This is a genomic window from Gilliamella sp. Nev3-1, from assembly GCF_001690435.1.
Classification (GTDB): domain Bacteria; phylum Pseudomonadota; class Gammaproteobacteria; order Enterobacterales; family Orbaceae; genus Gilliamella; species Gilliamella apicola_C.
In genome coordinates this window covers 216,897-233,351 of sequence record NZ_LZHN01000074.1, presented here as the reverse complement: position 1 = coordinate 233,351, position 16,455 = coordinate 216,897, and the positions used below count along the sequence as shown (strand labels likewise).

Here is a 16,455-nt window from a genome sequence, read left to right as displayed (position 1 = left end):
CAACCTTTATTGTTTTTTCATCGTTATTGGGAATGCAGTCCCATTATTATAAATTCCTTGGCAATTGGCTTTATTATCCTTGCCTTGTGTACATTGAATTTTTGGTAATTGATATTTGGTATTGTCACTACAAACAGCCTCAGTGTTACCTGTTATATCTAAATTAGCGTTTTTAATGCCAGTGCTAACATTACCTGTACATTTTACACCATCACTACGTGTTATAGTCACTTCACCATTGCCATCATTAAAGTTATAACTTAATTGCAATGGCTTACCAGTAGCTTTATCTTGGATCCCCCCGTTTGCAGACCATTGACCATTTAAGAAATCGGTGGTTCCTTGCTTGATTGCATCAGTAGGCAAAGCTAAATGGTCAGCCTGATCAGCAGCTGAAGTCGAATCTGATTTATTATTTTTATCGGTTGGAGAAGTCGTTTGGTCAGTGCCATCTTGGCTATTTTTCTCTTCAATATTATCTTTTTGATCCGGATCGGGAACATTGGATTTTTCATCCTTTCCATCAGTTTTATCCAGATCTGGAGATGGTACCGTCCCATTTTCATTATCTTTAGCATCTGGTTTTGGAGTATTCTTATCATCATTTGTGCTATCAACTGGTACAGGATGATCAACCGAATCGCCAGTTGCATCAGCATTAGTAGGAACACGATTAACATTATTTGTATCGCCTAAAGTTGTGTCATTTGGTATAACGTTATTGATCGCGCCTAACTGATTGTCTACAACCACATCTTTTGGCTCAGTTTTTAATGCAACGTTAGGCTTTTTCTCATATTGTTGTTCATTTTTTTCTGCTTGATTAATTGGAGCATTTTCTAAAGACAAATTTGGATTAATCGATATTTCAGGTTTTAACCAACAACCACGTAGTAAAAACAATGCTAGCAAAAGTAACAATAAAGGTAATAATCCCAGTAACCATATCCACCAACGCTTCCACCATGGTTTATTATTAATAGGTGTCTGAGCTGGAGGCACCGTTGCTGTTGATGTAACTTTTTTTGCGGGCTCTAAACAATAGAATGGAGACTTAACTTGAGGCGTTTGCGGATAAACAAATCCCCAAAAAGTAATGACAGGTTTGTCATTAACGATATAAACAAATTGATTACTTGGAAAACGTATCGCCATCAAATTAGGCTCAGCGCTGTCGGCATTATTTTTGGGGTCATAAATAAGGCGGCTAAAAAGGAGTTGATCTCCCTCTAAATTAGGATTACTCGCTAGTTGCTTACCGAAATTCATCACTTTATGTTCAAATTCTCTAAGCAATGTTAGTGCTGATTCTTGCTCAGACTCGCTAGCAGAGCTCCAAGGTACGATATAATATTGGCCATCAGGCTGGTCTGAGTCAAAAGGAATATACCAATCAATAATATTGCCTTGATCATTACGTTGGGGAATAGCTAAACAATCAGCATATTGTTTACCTAATTTAACTCTAAACATTTCGCGGATTTGAGTTGCAACGAGATAGGCAGCCTTACCATCATGTCCTAACATTTTGAAATCTTTGATATCACCACTTCGAAGTAATGTATTTGCCATATATTCCTTTTTATTCCTTAATTTTATTTATCTTTTTATAGGATTATATCAATTCTAACAGAAAAGCTTGAATGTTGTAATTGGTTTGCTAGCCGATATTATGAGCTTTTCGTCTGTTTTTTGAATCAAAACATAAACAATTCATTATAAAAAATAATAGGTTATATAAAAATTATTTTAAAAAGCCACGCGATTATCCGGTTAATTTTATCCAATAAGCGCAATTGCTATTATTTCTGTTTTATACTAAAACGTATGAATTATCCGAAACCTCTCTACAAAAATTCACTTTATAAACTCATCATCCGTTAAAACGCGTAATGGTTGCATATCACTTTCACCTTTTATAACCAATGTAGGATCTGACCGTAAACAAGCACCGCCATAATGCCCACCAACAGTAAAAGTACATAACTGTAGATACCGATCATCGACCTTAGGTAAACACCATAATTCTTGATAGATGTTTTCTTGTTTTGCAAATTTACCCTGTGTTTTATCAAGCACTTGTTCTTTACTATTGACTAATTCAATATTGCTACCCCGCCGTCCTGCAATCGGTTTAATAGCATAACCTTTTTTAATTAGGTTTTCATTAAGTTCAAAAGTCGATTCTAATAAGTAACGGTGGTTAGGGAATAATGACCATAACACAGGTAAAATAGCTTTATTACTTGGAATAACCGTCCATAATGGCTCAAAAACAGACACTTCTGGCCGTAACAATACATCAATTAATCTTACAGCATTTTCTGGATGCCCTGTACGAATAGGTAATCCAGCAACTTGTGCTTCACTTTCTTCTCGAAGCTGTTCTAAAACCGTTTCCCAAGCCCATGTTTTCCAGACACAAGTTACTTGACGGCCTTCATCATCCACAAGCCGCCCACGTTTATCCCAACATAGCCCATTAAGGCCCCGTAAAATCTTACTACTAAATCCAGCTTGAGTAAGGGCACTTTGCATAAATAGTGCATGATAATTTTCTTCACTATCATTGTCTTGCATGATATGAACAAAAGGTTCGGCATCACTATGCACCCAACAGTTAGCTAAAGAATTAAGTAGGCCACAACTAGGATCAGCTCCTCGGTTTAATCCCGCTTGGATTGCCCATTTTTGTAAAATATGCCCCGCTTCCGTATGGCAAGAGGCCGAATCGGCATTATATTCATAAACTTTAAAGCCACGCTCATCCATACAGAAATCTAATCGTCCAGTAATCATTTGATAACGGCGTTGCTGCCAAGAAAGACGTAATCTTGGCCATAATATTTCAGGAACATTAAAATTAATTAATAAATTATTATCCTTTAACACCTTGTCGGTAGCATGTAAATACATTAAATGTAACTCGTTTGTTGCCCGAATTAACTCTTGTTCCGCACTTTCTGAAATGGTGAAATAACGATATTGATCATCATGGCTAATCGCATGACCTGCTGCTAATACATACGCATTTTCTAATGGGTCTGATTCATTTAACCATTTTTTAGCAAATTGGCTTCCATTTTTAATATGAGCACTGTGGATTTCCAGTAAAGGCTTAGGAATTGTTGGTTGTGGTAAAGTATATTCGGTTTTGTCAGTTTGAATCATCCAACCTAAGATTTTCGTGTCATCAAACGTATCATGTAATTGATAGCCCTCATTGCTCACTGTCATTTTAAGTTCGCGCGTCCATTGTTGCCCAATGGGTAAACGGGTATGTATTACATTTTGCTCAGCTATCCTAATTTTATCTTCAAACACTTCAGTAATAACAGCGACATGACCTGTCCTATCAAATACACCTCCATCATCCCATATCAACAAAGATCCTGCTTCTGGTATTTTTTTACTACCATTAGCATACGCCTGTAAAGGTAAAATGGCTTCGTTAACAACTTGCCTTAAAAAGCGTAGTGAAAAAATTTCGTGAGCCATACCCACATCAGTAAATACAATACCGTAATTTAAGAATAAAAATCGCCTTGCAAATTCAACACATTGCCATTTATATCCCATATACTCATACCCAGAATAGCTACGAAATGATGCATCAGTCGGGTATTGGGTTCGATCCAATGTTTCATAATCAGAAGAATAAATGGCAACGCCACCTGGCGCATAACCTAATAATGTTCCGAAAGGTTCTTTATCGCTGAGCTGAGATAACATATTGTATTAACCTTATAGAGAATGAATAGCAAGATACATTTATCAAGCTGTTAGAATTTTCTTATCATAGATCAAATTATAGCCTTTAAAAAGCAATGTTTATATTTCATTACTTGAAGAAGACTAAATTGCCTATATATAGTGACTATTCTTAGTAGTCTTACTGATACATTGCTCCAATTAAGTGAGAAAAATACAATTATGCAAAAAACAAAATTAAATGAATTATTAGAGTTTCCTTGTTCTTTTACCTATAAAGTCATGGGAGAAGCAAAGCCAGAGCTGGTAGATAAAGTGGTATCAGTGATTCAACGCCACGCTCCTGGTGATTATACGCCATCAATTAAACCAAGTAGCAAAGGTAATTATCATTCTGTGTCAATTACTATTAATGCCACTCATATTGATCAGGTTGAAAATCTTTATAAAGAATTAAGCGAAATCGATATTGTTAGAATGGTTTTATAATATTTTATTTTTTATTAAAAATAGAGTCTTATTTCCACAAATAAGGCTCTCTATTGATTATAAAATAGGTTTAGTTGAATCAATATGATAGCTAAAAAATTGAGTAAAATCGATATTTCACCAGAAACAAAAACTTCAATAAAATCAATGGCTTTTCTGAATGTTTTTTTAGTAAAGTTTATGATATATTGGCTTTTAGTTTATTGTTGTATAAATAGAAAAATTAACCTAATGAATTAAAAAAGCGCAAGATAATGTTAACCCACTTGCACTTTTAATTGATAACGAATTATCCCAAAATTGTTGCTAATTCTTCGGTTACTTGAGCGACAGGCTGTGTTCCATCAACACGGAAATACTTTGTGCGTCCTTCTTTTGCTTCATGCTGATAATAATTAATAAGTGGTTTAGTTAAATCATGATATTCAACAAGGCGTTTACGAACGATCTCTTCATTATCATCTTTGCGAATGGTGAGGGGCTCACCTGTCACATCATCAATGTTTTCAACCTTTGGCGGATTATGGCGAATATGGTAAACACGACCTGAAGCAGCATGAATACGACGGCCACTCATACGATCAATAATCACTGCATCGGGCACATCAAATTCAAGTACATAGTCAACGTTAATGCCAGCCGCCTTCATTGCATCTGCTTGCGGAACGGTACGTGGAAAGCCATCTAATAAAAACCCATTTGCACAATCACTTTGCGCAATACGCTCTTTAACCAATGCAATAACAAGCTCATCGGTAACCAATTTACCTGCATCCATTAACTCTTTTGCTTGCAAACCAAGAGGCGTACCCGCTTTTACCGCTGCACGTAACATATCACCCGTTGAAATTTGGGAAATACCGTATTTTTGCATAATAAATTGTGCTTGAGTTCCCTTTCCTGCTCCTGGTGCGCCTAATAAAATAATTCGCATAAAATAACCTCTTATGGCTTTAAATATAGATACAATTTTCTATTCTGGTAAATAATGAAATATCACTTTACTGCTGGAGATTAAGCCATCAGTGTGACAAATATAGTTTATAGCGCCACAACCTTTAACCATTTGAGCACTCTGCTGGCAAATGGGGCAGACATACTGTTCTAGGTAATGCTGTTTGCAATGAGGACAGTCGTAATGTTGTGGCGACACAGTACTCATTTTATTATGGCATTTTGGGCAAATACCTTCTTGCCCACCACCATCAACGCTCTTTTTTGTTGTCATCAGCTATTTACGACCTCGTACATGTTTCATTAAACGGCGACGTTTACGTTGTTGAGAAGCCGTCAAACTATTCTTACGCCCTTCAAATGGGTTGGCTCCTTCTTTAAATTGAATTCGAATTGGTGACCCCATAATTTTTAACGATCGTCTAAAGTAGTTCATTAAATAGCGCTTATAAGAATCAGGTAAATCTTCAACTTGATTACCATGAATCACCACAATTGGTGGGTTATAACCGCCCGCATGTGCATATTTTAATTTAACGCGACGCCCTCGAACCAAAGGTGGCTGATGATCGTCTTGCGCCATTTGCATAATCTTGGTTAATAAAGCGGTATTAACTCGGCGCGTTGCACAATCATAGGCTTCTTGAATGGAATCAAATAAATTACCAACGCCACTGCCATGAAGTGCCGAAATAAAGTGTACACGTGCAAAATCAATAAAATCTAACCGATCATCTAACGTTGACTTTACTTGCTCTTTAATATCTTGAGATAAACCATCCCACTTATTAACGGCTATCACAAGTGATCGCCCACTATTAATAATAAAACCAAGTAATGATAAATCCTGATCAGATATACCTTCTCTGGCATCTATAACCAAAATAACAACGTTAGCATCTTCAATTGCTTGTAATGTTTTAATAACTGAAAACTTTTCGACAGTTTCGGTAACCTTTCCGCGTTTACGAACACCTGCAGTATCAATCATGACATATTCACGATCATCACGTGTCATAGGTATATAAATACTGTCACGCGTTGTACCCGGCATATCATAGACAACGACGCGTTCTTCACCTAAAACTCGATTAGTGAGTGTTGACTTACCAACGTTCGGTCTACCAACAATAGCAACTTTGATTGGCTGGTTAATCAGTGACTCAGCATCATCTTCAACATCATCATAAGCATCAAGAAGCTCATCATCGGTAGGCTCATCAGACAAAACCTCATGCTGATCATTTTCAAAATGAAAAATAGGATCTAATACCGTTTCGATTAACACATTAACACCACGACCATGACTTGCTGCAATCGGATGAATGTTACCTAATCCTAAACTATAAAAATCAGAAATAGCGCTATCAGCATCAATACCATCAATTTTATTAGCAACTAAAAATGTTGCTTTTTGACGAGAACGAAGATGTTTAGCAATGGCATGATCAGCAGGCATAGCACCAGCTCTTGCATCAACTAAAAAAAGCACAATATCTGCTTCTTCTATTGCTTGTAAGGATTGTTCAGCCATAAAGCTTTCAACCCCATCCTCGGTGCCATCAATACCACCAGTATCAATGACGATATATTCATGCCCTTTGATCTCTGCGCGCCCATACTTACGGTCACGCGTTAATCCAGGGAAATCAGCTACTAAGGCATCTCGAGTTCGAGTTAATCGATTAAATAAAGTCGACTTTCCAACATTCGGACGACCAACTAGTGCGACAACAGGTATCATATTTATTCTCAATTACTTTATTTTTTTGTGAATGCGTAAATATCACCATTTTTAGCCTGAACAATAATTTTATTATCCACAACTAATGGTTTCGAAATTAATCCACTACTACTTACTTTTGTCTTAGCAACAATTTCGCCATTTTCAGCATTCAACCAATATAGATAACCTTCAAAATCACCAAACACAACATAATTCTGGTAAATAACAGGATCTGTTAACTGGCGATGTAAAAGGCTTGTTTGAGTCCAAAGCTCAGCCCCACTATTCTTAGCAATCGCTTGGACATTATCATTTTGATCAATAACAAATAATTGATGTGTATCAACCGCAAAGTTATGAATAGAACCAAGTTCTTTGTGCCAAACAGGCTGACCATTACTTAAATCAAGTGCAACAACACTACCATTATAACCAACGGTATAGACTAAATTACCTTCAACTACGGGGCTAGAGTCAACATCATTTAATTTAGCAATTTCAGTAGAGCCTGATGGCTGAGAAATACGTTGCTGCCAAATTAATTGACCGTCGTTAATATAGTAAGCATTTACTCTACCATTATCATCGCCAACAATGGCTGCACCATGGGCAATCGTTGGTGTAGAGTTCCCTCTTAACGACAGTGCAGGGACTTCGAAAGAAACATCCCATAAATTATCACCAGTATCACGATTAAGACCTTGCAAAATACCACTTGCTGTATGAATAATTAATTTGTCTTGAGAAGATACAGGGCGAGCAAGCACTTCACCTTTTACAGGCTTTTCCCAGACCACTTTACCATCTAAGCGATCTAATGCATATACAACAGCGCGCTCACTACCTACATAGACATATTTATCATCGGCACTTACGCCCCCTGAAAATAGTGCGGTTTTACTACTAAAAAGGGTGCTTTGAGATAAATTTACATCCCATATAATATTACCACTAACTAAATCAATGGCTTTAACTTGTCCACTACGACTGGCAACGTAAATAGCATTATCATAATTAATTGGTCCTAATAATGAATAAATATGAGTATTGCCAGCCGTACTATTTTTCCACACTTGTTGGATAGGAAATTGGTTATCCACTTTCGGTGAAGGTGAAATTTGAACAATCTCTTCTTCCCCACCGAATAAAGAGCACCCAGCAAGTGAAAACATTAAAACACCAGTAAAAAGATATTTTGATAACTTCATTGTATAGCCCCTTATTGCAGGATAATTAATTTTTACTTTCGTCAGTTACAGCTTGTTTTGCCTTAGCTTCTTGTTCTGCTTTTTCTTTAGCGGCTTGGGCTTCTTGTTCAACTTGTTGTTTTGATTGCAAATATTCAGTTTGATTCAACTTCATTTTAATATTTTCTTCTAAATCTTTGGTTGGATTAGAAGTTAGAGCAACGTTATAAGCGTTAACTGCGTCGGCATAACGCATCATTTTAACTAACACATCACCACGGATATCATTAACAACAGCGCCCCAACTTTCGCTCGTTACATTGCTTAACGATGTTAAACTGTCTTGATATTGACCTTGTTGGTACTGTAAGCGTGCAATACGAATATGGGTAATGGTTCTGACAGGCTCTGAATCGGTTTTCTTTAATACATCAGATAATAATGCTTGTGCACCAGGGTAATCTTTTAATACTTCAACATAAAATTTTGCAGCGCGTAAATTCGCAAACACACTATAAATAGTATCGTCATCTTTCGCAAAAGAAACCAATTCATTAACTGAATCTGGCTTATTATCATCTAATTGAGTAAGTAATTGCTCATATTTATCTGATGATTCTATCGCTTTTTCAGCTTTACAAGATTGCCAATAACGCCAGCCATAAAAAGCGAATAATCCGATCACAAGAACCGCAACCATAATTTTCCATGTTTTAGCAAAAAAGCCCTTTATCTCTTCAAGTTGTTCTTCACTCGATAATTGATGACTCACGTTTTTCTCCTATTTTTTACTTAATTGACAAGCAAGTTTGAACAACGTCTTTTTGTGCAACTTCAACTTGTTCGCCTGTTTGTAAATTTTTAATCATTACTGAATGATTAGCTAGTTCATTTTCACCAATGATCACAGCTATTTTAGCACCTAACCTATCGGCTTTAGCAAATTGTTTCTTAAAATTAGTACTACCGTAATTTGTCATAATTCGCCAATCAGGTAGACTATCACGCAACAGCTCAGCAACACTCTGTGTGGCCGCAATTGTCTTCTCATCACCAGATGATATCATATAAATATCAATCGAATTATCGCAATTTAATGTTGGATTAACCGCCTGAACTAATAACACTAAACGCTCAACGCCCATTGCAAAACCAACAGCTGGTGTTGGTTGACCACCAAGTTGACTAACCAGACCATCATAACGACCACCACCACAAACGGTACCTTGAGCCCCTAAACTGCTTGTGACCCACTCAAAAACAGTACGATTATAATAATCCAAGCCACGAACTAATCTTTGATTAATATTGTATTTGATTCCAGCATTATCCAATAATCGACATAAACCTTCAAAGTGAATTTTGGAATCATCATCTATATAATCAAATAGTTGAGGTGCTTGATTTAGTAATTCTTGTACAACTGGATTTTTTGAATCAAGTACGCGCAATGGATTAGTATACATTCTACGCACACAGTCTTCATCCAATTTATCTTTATATTGTTCAAGAAAAGCAACGAGTGCATTTCGATAATTGGCTCTGGCTTCTAACGAACCAATTGAGTTAAGCTCAAGAGAGGTATATTGTTCAATACCAAGCGCTTTCCAAAAACGAGCTGTTAATAAAATAAGCTCTGCATCAATGTTTGGACCCTCTAGTCCAAATACTTCCACACCAAATTGATGAAATTGTCGATAACGGCCTTTTTGAGGTTTTTCATAACGAAAAGCTGGTCCTAAATACCAAAGGCGTTGCTCTTGGTTGTAAAAAAGACCATGTTCAATCCCAGCACGAACACAACCTGCGGTAAGTTCTGGGCGCAGCGTTATACTTTCATCATTACGATCGTTAAAAGTATACATCTCTTTTTCAACAATATCAGTGACTTCACCAACAGCTCGCTTAAATAGTGCAGTATCTTCAACAATCGGTGTTCTAATTTCGTTATAACCATAGCTATTTAATACGCCTTTGACAATTTTTTCAATCTGTTGCCAACTTGCACTATCTGTTGGAAGTAAGTCGTTCATTCCTCGTATTGATTGGATCTTTTTCTCAGTCATTTATTTATTCGCTATCTAATAAAATTATAATTCAGTTGCTGCAATTCTATTTTTCAACATGGATGCTTTAGCACGAATTTTAGCTTCTAATTCATCAATCATCTGTTCATTATCAATACGGCCAATACGCACACCATCTTCATAAAAACCACTTTTGTTATGACCTCCAGCAACTCCCATAGTTGAAGCTAATGCTTCCCCTGGACCATTGACCACACAACCAATAATAGATACATCCATTGGTGTAATAATGTCTTCCAATCGCTGTTCTAGTATATTGACTGTATTAATCACGTCAAACTCTTGGCGAGAACAGGTTGGGCATGCAATAAAATTAATACCCCGAGACCGTATACGCAGTGATTTTAATATATCAAAACCGACTTTAACTTCCTCAACAGGATCTGCGGCTAAAGATACTCGGAGCGTATCGCCGATGCCTTCTGATAACAATAACCCTAATCCAATCGCCGATTTAATAGCACCACTACGCACGCCACCTGCTTCAGTTATACCTAAATGTAATGGTTGCTTAATTTGCTTAGCTAACAATCGATAAGCATCCACTGCAGTAAATACATCTGAGGCTTTTACACTCACCTTAAACTGATCAAAATTAAACCTATCAAGTATATCAACATGGCGCATTGCTGATTCAACAATCGCTTTTGGGGTTGGCTCCCCATATTTCTCTTGGATATCTTTTTCCAGCGAGCCAGAATTAACACCAATGCGTATAGGAATATTTTTATCTTTGGCACAATCAACAACAGCCCTAATTCTTGACTCATTACCAATATTACCAGGGTTAATTCTCAAACAATCAACACCATATTCCGCCACTTTCAAAGCTATACGATAATCAAAATGAATATCAGCAATGAGCGGAACTTTAGATTGTTGTTTAATAAATTTAAATGCCTCTGCTGCATCCATCGTTGGAATGGAAACACGCACAATATCCACACCAACACGCTCAAGCGCTTGAATTTGGGCTACGGTTTTTTCTACATCAGTGGTGCGAGTATTTGTCATCGATTGAACCGCAATTGGCGCTCCGCAACCAATAGGGACATTACCGACATAAATTCGGGTAGATTCTCGTCTAAAAATTGGCGAATCTTGATGGCTCATACACTCTTAACTATATTACAAAATAACTAGCCAGCAATCTTAACAAGATTTAAGACAAATGTCTGTATGAGAATAAGAAAATTTGCTAACTATTAACACGAGTAGATGAGGATGGTGAAATATAATGGCTTACTTCAATAAGGTTATTTTTACTTTCTTTATTCACATAATATAACGTTATACCGAGAGCACAAAAAAGAATAAATAATCCAATAAAAATAAAGGGGAGCTTCCCTGGCTTTTTAGTTATAAATGCTTGCGTTTGGTATTTCTTTTGCTGAGATTTAGATTGTTGGGTTAACTCATCAATATAAGGTTGATACTGATCAACAGGTAAACCGACAATATCGGCATAAGATCGAATATAACCTTTTACAAAAACAAGAGGGGCGTGAGGCAATTGGTCTTTTTCGATATCAGCAACTACCGTTTTCCGCACATGAATTTTATTGGCAATATCATCTTGAGTTAATCCCATTTGTTCTCGTAAATCAGTGAGCATCACTCCTAGTGAAATATTGTCCATTATCCCCTCATAAACTTAATACTAACCGTTGTAAAACACCTTCTTTACATATTCTATAACTAATCAATTTTTTTTGCATTAAACCATTGTGTTGGTTTTTCAATTTCATGTTGCGCTGCCACTAATTGTAACTCATACTCATCTTGTCTTAACGTTTCAAGCATAACAGCATAGACAGCTGAAGTAGTATGTTCTAAGGCTTCAACCAATGATTTTCCCAGTAAAATATTAGCTAAAAATAACCCGCTAGTCATATCGCCAACACCAACTGGTTGCCTTACGCCAAAATCAACTAATGGACGATCAATATGCCATGCTTCGTCTTTAGTTACAAGCAACATTTCAAAACGATCATTTTTATAGCCAGCTCTGCTTAAATGTTTAACTAAAATAGCTTTAGGTCCTTTTTTGCATAGCTCACGGCAAGCTAAAATCGCTTCGTCAACATTATTAATCCGTTGTTTACCATTTAGCTCTTCAAGTTCTAAGATATTTGGTGCCATCATATCTGCCATAGGCAGTGCTGTATTGCATAAAAATTCAGATACCCCAGGAGCAACAAAGCATCCTTTTTCTGGATGTCCCATTACAGGATCGCAAAGATAGATGGCATCAGGGTTGACAGCCTTTACTTTTTTAACTATTTCAATAATGGCATTACCTTGCTCTGGCGAGCCCATATAACCACTTAACACCGCATTACAACGTTTTAATTCACCAATCTCATTGATCCCATCGGCAATCTCGGTTAAATGAGACGCCGACATTACCGTTCCAGTCCATTGGCGATATTGAGTATGATTAGAAAATTGTACGGTGTTTAAAGGCCAAACATTGACACCTAATCGACGAATAGGAAACTCAGCTGCACTATTTCCAGCATGACCAAATACCACATGAGACTGAATCGATAAAATATTTTTCATGAAATTAGCTCCAAATTAACAAGCAGTAATATTTTTTACCACGACGAAGTAAAGTATAACGATTAAAGAGCTTATCGCTATCAGCAAAACGGTAATCTGTTGTTGTATTACGTTCACCATTAATAGAAATAGCATTAGATTCAATCATCGTTCTTGCCTGCCCTCTTGAAGGTGCAAACTGTGCATTAACGATCGCTTGTTGTAAATCAACATCCGAACCAACGGCTAGCGTTGGCATACCGTCTTGAGCTAATTGTTCAAAATCAGCCTCTGATAGGTCAGCTAATTTACCAGAAAATAAACTGTCTGTAATACGTTTTGCCGCAACCAGACCCTCTTCACCATGAACAAGACGCGTAACTTGTTCAGCAAGCACATATTGAGCTCTTGGCGCAACACCACTATTTTTATCTTCTTCTTCCAATGCATCAATTTCACTTAATGGCATAAATGTAAAGAATTTTAAGAATCGATACACATCAGCGTCTGCCGTATTGATCCAGAACTGATAGAATTTATAAGGGCTTGTCTTTTTCGGATCTAACCATACTGCACCACTTTCTGTTTTACCAAATTTGGTACCATCTGATTTAGTGATTAGCGGCACAGTCAAACCATAAACCTGTTTTTGATGTAAACGACGGGTTAAATCGATACCGGCAGTAATATTCCCCCACTGATCAGAACCACCAATTTGTAAAACAACATCATGCGATTTATTCAAACACGCAAAATCATAAGATTGTAATAAACTATAAGAAAACTCAGTAAATGAGATCCCCGCCTCATCGCGATCAATACGTTGTTTAACTGATTCTTTATTGATCATCGCATTAACCGAGAAGTACTTGCCAATGTCACGTAAAAAGGTCAGTACATTCATACCACTAAACCAATCATAGTTATTGGCAACAATGGCTGCATTTTCACCACAATTAAAATCAAGAAATGGAGAAACTTGCTGTTTAATTTTTTCACTCCATTCAACCACTGTTTCTTCAGTATTAAGTTTACGTTCAACCGCTTTAAAACTTGGATCACCAATTAATCCTGTTGCCCCACCGACTAAAGCTACAGGCTTATGGCCAGCTAACTGAAATCGTTTTAAACAAAGTAATGGGACTAAATGACCGAGGTGTAAACTATCTGCAGTTGGATCAAAACCACAATAAAGCGCAATTGAATTTTGCTCAATTTGTTCTACTAGCGCTTTTTCATCGGTAAGTTGAGCAATCAGCCCACGTTCCTGTAGTTGTTTGATCACATTTTTTGTCATGATATTTTACCTATTAAATTTATTACGTTTATATTCTAGTTTAAATAAAATGTTATTCTGTTTTGTTATGGTAACGTTTATACGCTTGTTTAAAATGATCTTCCACTATATTGTTAGGCCTTTCATCAATAAGGCTAACAATAATAATCGCTATAGAAGAAAAAACAAACCCAGGGATAAGTGAATAAAGATTAAACCAATTAAAATTAAGCCATAGCAATACCGTTACAGCACCTGTTATCATTCCAGCTAAAGCACCATTACGAGTCATACGAGACCAAAAAACAGAAAATATGATTATAGGTCCAAATGCCGCACCAAATCCGGCCCAAGCGTGGCTCACTAAATCAAGTACGCTATTATTTGGATTAATGGCTAATAAAATAGCAATAACTGAAACTAACAACACCATAATACGGCCAACCCAAACAAGCTCTTTTTGTTTTGCTTCCGGTCTAAAAAATGCACGATAAAAATCTTCTGTTAGTGCACTTGAACAAACAAGCAATTGGCAACTTAATGTACTCATTACTGCCGCTAAAATAGCCGCAAGCAAAATACCAGCAACCCAAGGATTAAAAAGCAACTTAGATAGCTCAATAAAAATACGTTCATGTTTGCCATTATTAATCAAATAACCTAAATCTGGATGATGAGCAAAAAAGGCAATACCAAAAAAGCCAACTGTAATTGCGCCCCCTAAGCATAAAACCATCCAAGTCATACTAATTCTACGCGCATTTCTCATAACTTCATGAGAATCAGCCGCCATAAACCTAGCTAAAATATGAGGTTGACCAAAATAACCAAGCCCCCAACCTAATAAGGAAATAACAGAAATAAAATCCATATGAGCCAATAAATTGGTATAATCAGGGTTAAGTGATTCAATATATACCATTGCATCAGAAAAACCACCTGCATTTACCATAACCATAATTGGCGTTAAGATAAGGGCGAACATCATCAAACTAGCCTGAATAGTATCCGTCCAACTTACTGCTAAAAAACCACCAATAAAGGTATAGATAATTGTTGCACCAGCACCGGCTAACATAGCCCAACCATAACTCATACCAAATGTACTTTCAAATAACTTTGCACCGGCAACCACACCCGAAGCACAATAAATGGTAAAAAAGATAAGAATAATCAAGGCTGAAATAATGCGAAGCAAAGAACTTTTATCATCAAATCGCCGCGCAAAATAATCAGGTAATGTTAAAGAGTTATGATTGACTTCAGTAAAAACACGCAATCGCCCAGCAATCAATAACCAATTGAGGTATGCGCCAATGATAAGTCCAATGGCAATCCAACTTTGAGAAATGCCAAACAAAAAAACCGCACCAGGTAACCCCATCAGCAACCAGCCGCTCATATCAGATGCACCCGCCGAAAGCGCAGTCACAACACTACCAATACGACGCCCACCTAAAATATAGTCACCAAAATTCTGCGTTGATCGAAACGCAAAATAGCCAATCGCAATCATTCCTAAAATGTACACAGCAAAGGTAACAATCATGGGTAAGGACATATTAAAAAAAACCTTATTTGATGAAATTAAAAAGAGTCGGTTAGCTTACCATAAAATCAGCATGCTAAAAAGACAGTGATGATGAATGTAAATACGCAAATAAATAAAACCGATATAATTTTTCAAATAAATTCAACTCACAATCTGTAATTTCGTACACAATCAATTAGTACACTATCAATTTTATTGTTTATAACTCTAGAAAAACTAACAATGACCTACAGATAAACAATAAATAAAAGTATATAATATGTCTAAATAACTTTTAATATCATTATTTCGTGAAACAATTAACCCGAATCCAAATTTTAGAAAGACTAAAGGATCATATTAAAGATCCAACAACAGAGCTAATTTATCAAACACCTTTTGAGCTACTAATCGCCGTTGTGCTTTCAGCACAAGCAACTGATGTGAGTGTAAACAAAGCCACTAAACCCTTGTTTGCTATTGCCAATACTGCTGAGCAAATTTTGGCGCTTGGTATTGATAAATTAAAAAGTTATATTCGCACTATTGGGCTATATAATAGTAAGGCTGAGAATATTATAAAAACATGCCAAATTTTAGTTAATAAATATCAAGGCGAAGTGCCAGAAGATTTTAATTCGCTTATTGAATTGCCTGGCGTTGGACGAAAAACGGCTAACGTTGTCTTAAATACAGCCTTTGGTTGGCCAACTATTGCCGTTGATACTCATATATTTCGAGTCAGCAACCGCACTGGTTTTGCACCTGGAAAAACAGTTGAGGCTGTTGAAGAAAAATTGCTGAAAGTTGTACCTAAAGAGTACAAAATCAATTGCCACCATTGGCTAATTTTGCATGGCCGTTATACCTGTATTGCGCGTAAGCCTCGGTGCGGTTCTTGTGTGATTGAAGATTTATGCGAATTTAAAGAAAAAATTTACCCAGAGTGA

At 36.6% G+C, this 16,455-nt stretch carries 15 protein-coding genes; 2 read left to right on the top strand and 13 right to left on the bottom strand.

What is annotated here, in order from left to right; genetic code table 11:
• Window positions 1-6: 6 nt before the first annotated feature.
• Together A9G40_RS12690 and gss are read right to left on the bottom strand one after the other, a co-directional pair.
• Entirely contained in the window at window positions 7-1,572 is a 1,566-nt protein-coding gene (locus A9G40_RS12690; protein ID WP_065583311.1) for an SrfA family protein, read from the bottom strand.
• A gap of 285 nt (window positions 1,573-1,857) precedes the next feature.
• Window positions 1,858-3,732, bottom strand: a complete 1,875-nt coding sequence (gene gss, locus A9G40_RS12685; RefSeq protein ID WP_065583310.1) for a bifunctional glutathionylspermidine amidase/synthase — start codon at window positions 3,730-3,732, stop codon at window positions 1,858-1,860.
• 201 nt (window positions 3,733-3,933) lie between these two features.
• Between gss and ybeD the strand changes: the two genes are divergently transcribed.
• Window positions 3,934-4,200, top strand: coding sequence for a DUF493 family protein YbeD (ybeD, locus tag A9G40_RS12680; RefSeq protein WP_065568404.1), 267 nt, complete (start codon window positions 3,934-3,936; stop codon window positions 4,198-4,200).
• A gap of 289 nt (window positions 4,201-4,489) precedes the next feature.
• On the opposite strand, the gene adk is transcribed toward ybeD, so the two are convergent.
• From adk to putP, 11 genes are all read right to left on the bottom strand, one after another.
• A complete protein-coding gene (adk, locus tag A9G40_RS12675; RefSeq protein ID WP_065583309.1) occupies window positions 4,490-5,134 on the bottom strand; it encodes an adenylate kinase in 645 nt (214 codons plus the stop codon).
• A 39-nt stretch (window positions 5,135-5,173) separates the two neighbouring features.
• Window positions 5,174-5,428, bottom strand: coding sequence for a YfgJ family double zinc ribbon protein (locus A9G40_RS12670; RefSeq protein ID WP_065579714.1), 255 nt, complete (start codon window positions 5,426-5,428; stop codon window positions 5,174-5,176).
• A gap of 3 nt (window positions 5,429-5,431) precedes the next feature.
• Window positions 5,432-6,898, bottom strand: a complete 1,467-nt coding sequence (der, locus tag A9G40_RS12665) for a ribosome biogenesis GTPase Der (RefSeq protein ID WP_065568407.1) — start codon at window positions 6,896-6,898, stop codon at window positions 5,432-5,434.
• 17 nt (window positions 6,899-6,915) lie between these two features.
• Window positions 6,916-8,088, bottom strand: a complete 1,173-nt coding sequence (gene bamB, locus A9G40_RS12660) for an outer membrane protein assembly factor BamB (RefSeq protein ID WP_065583308.1) — start codon at window positions 8,086-8,088, stop codon at window positions 6,916-6,918.
• A gap of 25 nt (window positions 8,089-8,113) precedes the next feature.
• Window positions 8,114-8,839 (bottom strand): YfgM family protein, encoded by a 726-nt coding sequence (locus tag A9G40_RS12655; RefSeq protein WP_065583307.1) that lies wholly within the window; start codon window positions 8,837-8,839, stop codon window positions 8,114-8,116.
• Between the two features lie 16 nt (window positions 8,840-8,855).
• Window positions 8,856-10,133: a histidine--tRNA ligase gene (gene hisS / locus A9G40_RS12650; protein ID WP_065583306.1), complete on the bottom strand. Its 1,278-nt coding sequence runs from the start codon at window positions 10,131-10,133 to the stop codon at window positions 8,856-8,858.
• Between the two features lie 24 nt (window positions 10,134-10,157).
• Window positions 10,158-11,267, bottom strand: coding sequence for a flavodoxin-dependent (E)-4-hydroxy-3-methylbut-2-enyl-diphosphate synthase (gene ispG / locus A9G40_RS12645; protein ID WP_065583305.1), 1,110 nt, complete (start codon window positions 11,265-11,267; stop codon window positions 10,158-10,160).
• Between the two features lie 85 nt (window positions 11,268-11,352).
• Window positions 11,353-11,793 (bottom strand): helix-turn-helix domain-containing protein, encoded by a 441-nt coding sequence (locus A9G40_RS12640; protein ID WP_065583304.1) that lies wholly within the window; start codon window positions 11,791-11,793, stop codon window positions 11,353-11,355.
• Between the two features lie 59 nt (window positions 11,794-11,852).
• Window positions 11,853-12,719: a pyridoxal kinase PdxY gene (pdxY, locus tag A9G40_RS12635; protein WP_065583303.1), complete on the bottom strand. Its 867-nt coding sequence runs from the start codon at window positions 12,717-12,719 to the stop codon at window positions 11,853-11,855.
• A gap of 4 nt (window positions 12,720-12,723) precedes the next feature.
• Entirely contained in the window at window positions 12,724-13,995 is a 1,272-nt protein-coding gene (gene tyrS, locus A9G40_RS12630; protein WP_218058022.1) for a tyrosine--tRNA ligase, read from the bottom strand.
• A gap of 52 nt (window positions 13,996-14,047) precedes the next feature.
• Complete coding sequence (putP, locus tag A9G40_RS12625) at window positions 14,048-15,535, bottom strand: sodium/proline symporter PutP (protein ID WP_176700498.1); 1,488 nt, start codon at window positions 15,533-15,535, stop codon at window positions 14,048-14,050.
• A 281-nt stretch (window positions 15,536-15,816) separates the two neighbouring features.
• On the opposite strand from putP, the gene nth reads away from it, so the two are divergent.
• Window positions 15,817-16,455 (top strand): endonuclease III, encoded by a 639-nt coding sequence (gene nth, locus A9G40_RS12620; protein ID WP_065583300.1) that lies wholly within the window; start codon window positions 15,817-15,819, stop codon window positions 16,453-16,455.

Excerpts from the sequence above, each read along its gene's own strand:
- ybeD (WP_065568404.1), top strand. The coding sequence starts at position 3,934 with ATGCAAAAAACAAAATTAAATGAATTATTAGAGTTTCCTTGTTCTTTT.
- ispG (WP_065583305.1), bottom strand. The coding sequence starts at position 11,267 with ATGAGCCATCAAGATTCGCCAATTTTTAGACGAGAATCTACCCGAATT.
- A9G40_RS12690 (WP_065583311.1), bottom strand. The coding sequence starts at position 1,572 with ATGGCAAATACATTACTTCGAAGTGGTGATATCAAAGATTTCAAAATG.
- pdxY (WP_065583303.1), bottom strand. The coding sequence starts at position 12,719 with ATGAAAAATATTTTATCGATTCAGTCTCATGTGGTATTTGGTCATGCT.
- gss (WP_065583310.1), bottom strand. The coding sequence starts at position 3,732 with ATGTTATCTCAGCTCAGCGATAAAGAACCTTTCGGAACATTATTAGGT.
- A9G40_RS12670 (WP_065579714.1), bottom strand. The coding sequence starts at position 5,428 with ATGACAACAAAAAAGAGCGTTGATGGTGGTGGGCAAGAAGGTATTTGC.
- adk (WP_065583309.1), bottom strand. The coding sequence starts at position 5,134 with ATGCGAATTATTTTATTAGGCGCACCAGGAGCAGGAAAGGGAACTCAA.
- tyrS (WP_218058022.1), bottom strand. The coding sequence starts at position 13,995 with ATGACAAAAAATGTGATCAAACAACTACAGGAACGTGGGCTGATTGCT.
- putP (WP_176700498.1), bottom strand. The coding sequence starts at position 15,535 with ATGTCCTTACCCATGATTGTTACCTTTGCTGTGTACATTTTAGGAATG.
- bamB (WP_065583308.1), bottom strand. The coding sequence starts at position 8,088 with ATGAAGTTATCAAAATATCTTTTTACTGGTGTTTTAATGTTTTCACTT.
- hisS (WP_065583306.1), bottom strand. The coding sequence starts at position 10,133 with ATGACTGAGAAAAAGATCCAATCAATACGAGGAATGAACGACTTACTT.
- der (WP_065568407.1), bottom strand. The coding sequence starts at position 6,898 with ATGATACCTGTTGTCGCACTAGTTGGTCGTCCGAATGTTGGAAAGTCG.
- A9G40_RS12640 (WP_065583304.1), bottom strand. The coding sequence starts at position 11,793 with ATGGACAATATTTCACTAGGAGTGATGCTCACTGATTTACGAGAACAA.